At 57.9% G+C, this 10,018-nt stretch carries 8 protein-coding genes; all 8 read left to right on the top strand.

Annotated features, from left to right (window positions below; all coding sequences use genetic code 11):
* A partial coding sequence (locus VJS90_RS21595; RefSeq protein ID WP_324123657.1) for a substrate-binding domain-containing protein occupies positions 1-488 on the top strand: 488 nt, incomplete at its 5' end.
* A 282-nt stretch (positions 489-770) separates the two neighbouring features.
* Positions 771-1,496 carry a gluconate 2-dehydrogenase subunit 3 family protein gene (locus tag VJS90_RS21590; protein WP_324123656.1) on the top strand — a complete coding sequence of 242 codons (726 nt, stop codon included), beginning with the start codon at positions 771-773 and terminating at the stop codon, positions 1,494-1,496.
* Positions 1,497-1,548: 52 nt separating this feature from the next.
* Positions 1,549-3,321, top strand: a complete 1,773-nt coding sequence (locus VJS90_RS21585; protein WP_324123655.1) for a GMC family oxidoreductase — start codon at positions 1,549-1,551, stop codon at positions 3,319-3,321.
* Between the two features lie 10 nt (positions 3,322-3,331).
* Positions 3,332-4,624, top strand: a complete 1,293-nt coding sequence (locus VJS90_RS21580) for a cytochrome c (RefSeq protein WP_324123654.1) — start codon at positions 3,332-3,334, stop codon at positions 4,622-4,624.
* 103 nt (positions 4,625-4,727) lie between these two features.
* On the top strand, positions 4,728-6,086 hold the full coding sequence (locus tag VJS90_RS21575; protein WP_324123653.1) for a carbohydrate porin: 1,359 nt from the start codon (positions 4,728-4,730) through the stop codon (positions 6,084-6,086).
* Positions 6,087-6,124: 38 nt separating this feature from the next.
* Positions 6,125-6,853: a gluconate 2-dehydrogenase subunit 3 family protein gene (locus VJS90_RS21570; protein ID WP_324123652.1), complete on the top strand. Its 729-nt coding sequence runs from the start codon at positions 6,125-6,127 to the stop codon at positions 6,851-6,853.
* Positions 6,854-6,869: 16 nt separating this feature from the next.
* Positions 6,870-8,639, top strand: a complete 1,770-nt coding sequence (locus VJS90_RS21565; RefSeq protein WP_324123651.1) for a GMC family oxidoreductase — start codon at positions 6,870-6,872, stop codon at positions 8,637-8,639.
* Positions 8,640-8,646: 7 nt separating this feature from the next.
* Positions 8,647-9,972 (top strand): cytochrome c, encoded by a 1,326-nt coding sequence (locus VJS90_RS21560; protein ID WP_324123650.1) that lies wholly within the window; start codon positions 8,647-8,649, stop codon positions 9,970-9,972.
* The last annotated feature ends 46 nt before the right edge of the window (positions 9,973-10,018 follow it).

Genomic DNA, 10,018 nt, shown 5'->3' with positions numbered 1-10,018 from the left:
ACCTGCTTGAGCTTGGCCATCGGCGCATCGCCCATCTGGGTGGTGGCACAGAGGCCTCCGCGAAAGAGCGTACCAAGGCGTATTGCGAAGCGATGGAAGAAGCTGGCCTGCAACCATTCTTCCTGCGCGGTACCCACGACGCCGCATCCGGGCGCCGTGGAGTCGATGTTCTATTTTCCGACCCTGAGCCCCCCACTGCCATCCTCGCATCCAATGACTTCCTCGCGCTGGGCATCCTCGACCGGCTCAGGGGCATGGGCATGTCGGTGCCTGAGGATGTGTCGGTGATCGGCTTCGATGACATTCCCAATGCGTCTAACTCTGTCTTCTCGCTGACGACACTGCGTCAGGACACCGAAGCACAGGCACAAGTTGTCGTGGATTCACTGCGTGAAATCCTGGCCAATAAAGCCAAACGCACGCGGCGTCACATCATGCCTGTCGAGCTGATTGTTCGCGAGTCTTCCGGCCCACCTAAAGCGTCGTAATCCCTCCTCCCTTTACCGCGCTCGTTGACGAGACATTTTGTCGCGCCTATGATTTGCGGCCACCGGACTTACTGGTCACCTTAAAAGGGTGGCCAACACGAGCCGGTTTTTTTGGCCATCAAAATGAGAGCGTTCTCATAGAAGCTGCCGCCCAGGAGGCGCGCGGCATTTTTTTGGCCACGCAATGAGAGCGCTCTCAAGACTGATCCCAGGATGTCATCACCCTCTTCGGCGTGAATGAGCGCGACAAGTTATGCCCCGCGAAGTCGCGAAGGAGATGAGATGGAACGAAGAAATGTACTCAAGGCTGGACTGGTGCTCATTGCCACTTCTGCAGCAGCCTCAATTTTCCGCCCTGCAGGCGCTGCGTTGCGCGTCCTTTCTGGTGGTAACAGGTGGCATGCGAAAGAGACGCCCCCTCCGAGCCCCGTCGACCCCAGCAAACGCATGTTCCTCACAGACAAGGAATACGCTCAGGTAACGGCCATTTTTGATCGGCTCATCCCCGCAGACGAACTGAGCCCGAGCGCTTCCCAGGCAGGATGCGTCGTTTTCATCGACCACCAGCTCGCCGGCCCCTATGGCCGCGGCGATGCTCGCTACCGCAAAGGCCCCGAGCAAATGGGCTCTGCCACTCAAGGTGATCAATCGCTGCGTAATGCGCAGGAGCTTTATCGCACCGGTTTGGCAGAGCTCGATACCTACTGCATCAAGCAGTACGGCAAAAGCTTTGAAACGATGTTCCCAGATCAGCAAGACGCGCTGCTGGAATTGATGGAAAGCGCAAGCATGGTGCTGGGCACCATTCCAACGGCGGCGCTCTTCAAGGTATTTCTGGCGAACGTTCAGGAAGGCTTCTTCGCCGACCCACTGTACGGCGGCAATCGTGACATGGTCGGCTGGAAAATGATCGGGTTCCCCGGAGCCCGCTACGACTACCGCGACGTCCTGTCCCTCAAGGGCCAGAAGATCGACCTGATCCCCGTCAGCCTCATCGGTCGCATCTGAACCTTCAAACCTTAGACGCCGCATAGGCGCGTGCCTGATCTGGAAGTTAAAAATGGATTACAAACGTCCCAAAGCTGACGCCGTGATCGTCGGTCTTGGCTGGGCTGGTTCTCTGATGGCAGAAGAACTGACCCGTGCTGGCCTCGATGTTGTCTGCATCGAGCGCGGCCCCTACGAGGTGACTCACCGTAACTTTTCGCCGAACGTCGCTGCAGACGAACTGCGTTATGGTGCCCGGCGCGAAGCACTTCGCCCGCCTAGCGTTGAAACGCTGACCTTCCGTAATCACCGCTCTCAAACGGCCTTGCCCGGTCGCGACTTCAACAACTGGGTTGTCGGCTACAGCGTAGGTGGAGCAGGTAAGCACTGGTCTGCCAACTCCTGGCGATTCTTGCCTTCCGATTTCACGATGGCGACTCGGGTCAATGAGCGCTACCCGAGGATGCAGCTCCCGGAAGGGTTGATTGTCCAGGATTGGGGTGTCACCTATGACGACCTCGAGCCGCACTACGACCGATGGGAGAAAATCGCCGGCGTATCCGGGAAGGCAGGCGTCATCAGCGGCGTCATTCAGCCAGGCGGCAATCCCTTCGAGGGCTCGCGCAGCTCGGAATATCCGACGCCGCCACTTGAGCGTTCGCGCTGGAATGACATCTTCCACGCCACGACCGAGAAAATGGGCTTGCACCCCTTCCCGATCCCGGCAGGCACGATCGGCGCACCGTACACCAACCCCCTCGGGATCAATCTCGCGCCCTGCACCTACTGCGGCTTCTGTGGATTCTATGGCTGTGGCAACTGGTCGAAGTCGTCGCCAAACGCCTGCGTTATCCCTGCACTGATGACGCGCAAGAATTTCACCTTGCTCACTGAATGCACCGTACTGAAGGCGGAGAAAGCGCCAGACGGCAAGACCCTCACCGGGGTCAGCTTCGTGGACTCGGATCGGAATATCGGCTTCCAGCCTGCCGACATCGTGATCTTCGCCGCCTTCCAGTTCGACAACGTGCGCCTGATGCTGCTCTCCGAGGTTGGCAAACCGTACGACCCGGCCACACGCACCGGCACCGTAGGACGAGCCTACAACTTCCAGACCATGTCATACGGTTTCCTGTACTTCGAGAATGAGCACATGAACCCGTTCATCTCCACGGGCGCTCTTGCGACTCAGGTGGATGACTTCAACGGCGACAACTTCGACCATACCAACCTTGGCTTCATCGGCGGTGCGGGGATCATGGCCCTGTCCGACCAGGCAACCCCAATGGGACTTGCAGACCGCGTTCCAGCGGGAACCAAGCTCTGGGGCGCCGAGTGGAAAAAGGCCTTCAAGCACAGCTACCAGAACTACGGAAAAATCCAGGGTCAAGGTACCTCCTACGCCCACGCGGAAAGCTATCTCTCGCTTGACCCTAACTACAAGGATGACAACGGTCAGCCCCTGCTGCGTATGACCTACGAGTTCAACGAGAACGACCGCCGCATGGCCCGCTTCATCCGCGACCGTATCGCCGATATCTGCAAGCAAAGCGGCGCCAAGTCTTGGGAAGCTGTCGCCTTCCCGGACGAGCCATTCAGCCCAAACAGAGCGTACGACTCCGGCCACACCATTGGTGGTACCCCGATGGGACTTGATCCTGCGACCTCGGCGCTCAATCGCTACCAGCAGAGCTGGGACGCCCACAACCTGTTCGTGATCGGTGCCTCTTCCTTCCCTAACAACGGTGGCTACAACCCTACCGGCACCTTGAGCGCACTCACGCTGTGGACAGCCAAAGCGATCATCAACGATTACATCCGCCAACCTGGCCTGCTGACTCGCTGAGGAGATGCACTTGAAGAAAATCAAGACCATCGTGGCTACAGTTGTCGGCTGCGGAGTAATCGGCTTTGTGGGTTTCCTTACGTATGCCAAGAATGGTGAAAACCGTACCTTTCCCGCGATTCAGGTTGAGCTGGCGGGGAGCAGTGCGGCTCAGGTCGAGCGTGGGAAGTACGTTGCAGCCATGGGCGACTGTGCCGCCTGCCACACCGTGCCTGGTAAAACCATTTATGCCGGCGGCTACAAGCTGCAAACACCTTTCGGTGTGATCAAAGCCTCGAACATCACCCAGGATAAAGAGACCGGTATTGGCTCCTGGACACTCGAAGAGTTCGACAAGGCTGTCCGTCACGGTATCGGGCGCGATGGCTACCTGTATCCCGCAATGCCCTACCCCGCTTATGCCAAGATGACCGACCAGGACATGGCGGATCTGTGGGCTTACATGCGCACCATCGCCCCGGTCAAGCAGGTTGTGGTGGAGAACGAGCTACCGTTCCCGTTCAACCAGCGCTTCCTGCTGGCGGGTTGGAACCTGCTGTTCTTCCAGGACAAGCAATTCACGCCAGTGCCAGGTGTCACTGCGCTGATCAACCGAGGCGACTACCTGGTCAACGGCCCGGGACACTGCGCGGCCTGCCATACCGGCAAGAATCTGCTCGGTGGCGACGTCCCTGCTGCCCTGCAAGGTGGGACACTACAAGGCTGGCATGCTCCGGATCTCACGCCCAACCAGCACGTCGGCCTAGGCCGATGGACAACTGACGCCATCCTCACTTACCTCAAGACCGGTGCAAATCATCAAGCCGTTGCTTCGGGCCCAATGATGGAGGCCGTGGAGAACTCGACTCAGTACCTCACGGAAGGTGACCTACAGGCGATTGCTGCCTACCTCAAACAAATACCGGCCAGCAAGGAAGTTCGTCCTGCCGCCATCGCTGCAACCGACCCTAGGATGGTGACTGGCAAGCGCGTGATGCAGACCCAGTGCGAGGCTTGCCACCGTGCAGACGGTACGGGTGTACGGAACATGATTCCTGCTTTCGCAGGCAGCGCGCAGGTTAACGCCATCGATCCTTCAAGCCTCCTGAACGTGGTACTGATGGGTGCCGAAGGTCCGGTGACCGAAGGCAATCCCACCGGTGCGGGCATGCCCCGTTTTGACTGGAAGATGGCCGACGAAGACATCGCTGCCGTCCTGACCTACATCCGCAACAGCTGGGGCAATAGCGCTCTGGGGGTGTCTACGTCCGATGTGAAAACTGCCCGTGAGCAGCTAGGCGCAGACCACTGGCTCAATCATTAAGCACCAACTGCCGCACTCACAGCAGTGCGGCACTACCTCCCCTTGGCCGCACACAACACCAAAAAGCGCAGCCAATTTTGTAACCCTTGGAAGAAGCCAAAACATGGACATCAAGATCTCTCCGCTCGCCCTGCGTATTCGCATCGCTGCCTTTGCAATTTCGGCCTGCACGGTATCAGGCTGGGCCACGATATCCCAAGCGGATGACGCCTTCGCCGTAGACTCGCGATGGATGACCGGAGACTGGGGCGGACTTCGCACGGAACTGCTGGAGAAAGGCGTAGACCTCAAGATGGGCTACGTAGGAGAGTCTGCTTCAAACCTTCGCGGTGGTTATGAACCTCACCATCATGTGACTCGCTACTCCGATCAATTCACTCTGGGTCTGTCTGTAGACTTGGAAAAATTGGCAGGATGGGAAGAGACAAAATTCAGCTTGGCCCTCTCCAACCGCAATGGATCGGAGCTCGATGAAATCACCAGCGATCCACGAGCCAAAAGCTTCAACGCAACACAAGAGATCAATGGGCGGGGGAGCGTAACCCGCATCGGGCAGCTATGGCTGAGCAAGGGCTGGCTCGATGACAAGATCAATCTCAAAGCCGGTCGCTACGCGGTGAGTGATGAGTTTGCCGCCGAGGACTGCGTCTTCCAGAACCTGGCTTTCTGTGGCTCGCAGCCCGGCAATTATGTGGACAGCATCCACAACGGCCCGATCAGCCAATGGGCAGCCCGCCTACGCTATCGCATCACCGACGAGATCTACACACAGATCGGGGCCTACAACGTAAACCCATCCAACCTGGACAACGATAACGGCCTGAAAGTGAATGTGAAGGGCACCACCGGTACGCTCGTGCCGGTTGAGTTAGTCTGGACACCGTCCGTGAACCAGCTTCCAGGGGAATATCGAGTTGGCTACTACCACAGCACTGCCGGGGCCCCGGATGTCTACAAAGACATCAACAACCAACCCGCTGCGATCACGGGTGCTGACTACCGCACCAACTCCAGCCGACACGGTTCATGGGTCGTCGCCAAACAGCAACTGACCTCCGTGGCCGGTGACACTTCACGCGGCCTGACAGTCGTCGCCAGCGCTACCTTCATGGATCGCGCGAGCACACCAGTCGACAGTTATCAAAAAGTAGCCTTGCTTTACAAAGGCCTGTTTGACATCCGCCCTGCCGACACCATTGGTTTTGGCGCAGCTCGGATTCATGGCAGCTCACGCTTCCTGCGCAACGCGAAAACAGCGAACGAACAAAGCGGTGCCACTTTTGAGGACGCCGGATATGTGCCTGAGCAGCACACCATGTACGTAGCCGAGCTCAACTATCGAGCCCAGGTTACTGGCTGGCTCAGCGTCCTTCCCAACCTTCAATACCTCAAAAACCCTGATGGCCAGCGCGAGGTTGATAACACCTGGGTCGCCGGCCTCCAGGTGCAGACCCAATTCTAAAAAAAACTCCACGTATTACTGCCTTGTAGGATCCGCGAATGAACCGAAGAGAAGCCCTCTTTTCTTTGGGCACCATCGCAGCTTCGCTAGCTGTGGCCCCCAGCCTCAGCGCAGCGGAGCTCAAAGGTGTCCCCCACGAAACCCAGCTTAGTGATGACCACATGCCGAAGCCTGCCGTTCGAACAGGCGGTTTTCTTGTGCTCACCGTACTCGAACGCAAAACGCTAGGCGCGGTTTATGACCGCCTCCTGCCAGCTGATGAATACGGCCCATCAGCCACTCAAGCAGGATGCTTGGAGTTCATCGATAGCCAACTCGCTGGCGATTACGGATCCGGCAAGGCTCTCTACCTGGAAGGCCCCATCAGCCCCGAAAATGAAATGAAACTCATGGGCACTCCGCAGTTTCTCGCCACACCCCTGGTGCGATACCGAGTCGGGCTAACGGCTTTACAACGCTATGCGGAGAAGAATTTTGGCAAAGCGTTCGTCGAACTCACTAATGAGCAAATCGACACTCTCCTCACACAGCTGGAAGCAGGAACGATCAGCTTAGGCAGCGACATCGATAGCAAGGGATTCTTTGAGCTTCTGCTGCAAAACGTTCGTGAAGGCTATCTCTCCGATCCTGTCTATGGCGGCAATCGCGACATGGCGGGATGGAAGATGATCGGCTTCCCCGGCGCCCGCTACGACTATCGACCGTACATCGATCGTCGTGGTGAAAATCTAAGTCTGATACCAGTAAGCCTTATCCCGGCCGATTGAACCTGAGGAAACAAACATGAGTAATCCACGTCCCAGGGCCGACGTCGTGATCTGCGGCTTAGGCTGGGCAGGTTCGGTCATGGCCGAAGAGCTGACCCGCGCGGGCTTGAATGTCGTCGCGATTGAACGCGGCGCATGGCGCGACACTTCCACCGACTTTCCGCCTGCGGTCGATCCTGACGAGCTGCGTTGGACAACACGTCGAGAACTGCTGCAGCCCATGAGCGTTGAAACAACAACCTTCCGTAACCGCCTTGATCAACAGGCAGCCCCCGTCCGGAGCTGGTCTGCATTCCAGTATGGATGGAATGTAGGTGGTGCAGGCGCTCACTGGGCGGGCATGTCCTGGCGCTTCTCGCCTTGGGACTTCCAGGTCGCCACTCAGACTCGTGAGCGCTACGGTGCTGCCAAAATGGAGGGACTGCAATTGCAGGACTGGGGCGTCACCTATGAGGACATGGCACCCTACTATGACCGCTTCGAGCGTATCGCTGGCACGTCAGGCGTCGCTGGCAACATCAATGGCGAGATCAGACCAGGCGGCAACCCTTTCGAAGGGCCGCGCTCGCGTGAGTATCCAACCCCTCCTTTGAAAGATACGCATTGGATGCGCACGTTCCGGGACGCATCCACGCGCATGGGTTACCACCCTTTTACGATTCCAGCCGGCAACATTTCCCAGGCGTTCGTTAACCCGCTGGGTGTGACCATGGGGCCATGCACTTACTGTGGTTTCTGCGACTTCCACGGTTGTGGCAACTTCTCCAAGTCGTCGCCACAGGCATGCATCCTTCCTGCTCTGATGCGTCGGCCCAACTTCACGCTACTGAGCGAAACCGAAGTGCTGCATGCGGTCAAACATGACGACGGCAAAACCGTGAAAGGCGTCAAGTTCATCACCAAGGAGGGCGTCGAAGGCTTCCAGCCCGCAGACGTGGTGTGCATCACGGCCTACCAGATGGACAACGTCCGCTTGATGCTCCTGTCGCGGGTAGGGGAACAATACGACCCTCGCACTGGGCGGGGGACGATCGGCCGCAACTACAACTACCAGACGTGCTCAACAGTCACTGGCTTCTTCGACGACAGCTACATGAACCCCTTCATCGGCGGTGGCGCTTTGGCCGTCCAGATCGATGATTTCAATGGTGACAACTTCGACCACTCCAACCTGGATTTCATTGGTGGTGCGGGGATCATGGGCTACTCCACAAACGGCCGCCCAATCCAGAACGCCAACACTGTGCGCCCCGGTACCAAGCGTTGGGGGACTGAGTGGAAGAAAGCCTACTCCCGTGATTACCAGCAGTACGGTGGCATCTTCTGCCAAGGCACCTCCATGCCGGTTCGCGACGCCTACCTGGATCTCGATCCGACCTACAAAGACCGGCATGGTCAGCCCCTGCTGCGCTTGACCTTCGACTGGAACCGCAACGACACCAACATGCTCGACTTCGTGACCGAACGTGCCGTGAGAATCATGAAAGAGGCCGGCGGCAAGGACATCATCGTCGAGAACCAGGGCGAGAAGAGCTGGAACCCGTATTCGCAGCACAGCTCGCACACCATAGGTGGAGCGGTAATGGGCGCCGACCCGACGACGTCAGCCGTCAACCCTTATCTCCAGAGCTGGGATGCACACAACCTGTTTGTCGTAGGCGCTTCGGCCTTCCCGAATAATGGCGGGTACAACCCGACCATCACCGTGGGCGCCCTGGCCATCCGGGCCGCGAGAGCTATCCACGAAACCTATTTCAAGAATCCTGGTGCACTGGTCAAGGTTTGATTGAGCAATGATGAACTGGAAAAAAATCATTAAGGTAGCGGCCTTGGCGGGGTGCATAGCCGCTGCCGGTGCTGGCTGGATGGCCTGGCGTACGTTTGACACCTCGCGCTCCGATGTCGCCGACAACACAGTGCCACTCGCCGAGTTCCAAAGCACCGATCAGGCCGCTATAACCCGGGGTGAGTACGTAATGCGACTCTCGGACTGCGCGGCGTGTCACAAGCCGAACTTCGCCGGCGGCTACAAGATCGATACGCCTTTCGGCTCGCTGATCACCTCGAACATCACCCCGGACAAGCAGACCGGCATCGGCGCCATGACAGAACGGGACTTCTTCAATGCCGTCCGCCAAGGCATTGGCTCGCACGGCCTGTTGTACCCGGCGATGCCCTACCCCGCCTATACCAAGCTCAATGACCAGGACATGCATGACCTCTGGGCCTTCATGTCCACTATCGCTCCTGTGAAAAAGGAGATAGACGAAAACGCGGGTATGAACTTCCCCTACAACATGCGCCTTGCCATGGCCGGCTGGGACATGCTGTTCTTCGACAACAGCCGATATATCACCGAGGTTACGCAGACCGAAAGTTGGAACCGAGGAAAATACCTGACGGACGGCCCTGCGCACTGCGGTACATGCCACACGCCGCGAAATCTGCTTGGCGGTGAACGCACAGACGCCTATATGCAGGGCGCAAGATTGGGCACTTGGCATGCGCCAGACATCACCCCTAACCACCAGACGGGACTAGGCGACTGGTCAATCGAACAGTTAGCGCTCTATTTGCAAACAGGCTCTGACGGCGTGGCAGTAGCTGCAGGCCCGATGGCAGAAGCAGTCGAGCATTCGTTTCAACACTATACCCAACATGATCTCATAGCCATCGGCGAGTACCTGAAGTCACTGCCTGCTTCCGATCTAAAACCAGGTATGCCGATGGAAATGAATGCGAACAGTGTAAAAGCGGCTGCGCTCGGCTATGAGGTCAACTGCTCAGCTTGTCACGGGTTGGACGGTGAAGGGATCGAAGGCATGGTGACCGCCTTCGCGGGCAACCATCGTATCGCGTCCAATGACCCCACGAACCTGATCCACGCTATGCTTATGGGCGCGAGAGCCCCACACACGCAAGCCCGCCAGACAGCTGCAGGGATGCCATCCTTTGCCTGGAAAATGAGCGACAGAGAAGTTTCGGAAATTCTCAACTACATCCGAAATTCATGGGGCAACCAGGCACCGTCTGTTACCTCGGAACAGGTCAGAACAATGAGAGTTGCGTTGGGGGCGAAAGACAAACTCACCATCCCAAATGCCGCTGACCATCCATAGCTGAAGAAGCACAGCCGGTAAATCAGCGCTAACACTCGCGAACCCG

Source organism: Pseudomonas sp., from assembly GCF_035277045.1.
Lineage (GTDB): Bacteria > Pseudomonadota > Gammaproteobacteria > Pseudomonadales > Pseudomonadaceae > Aquipseudomonas.
The sequence above is the reverse complement of the archived record's forward strand: the minus strand, read 5'-3'. Positions and strand labels throughout refer to the sequence as shown.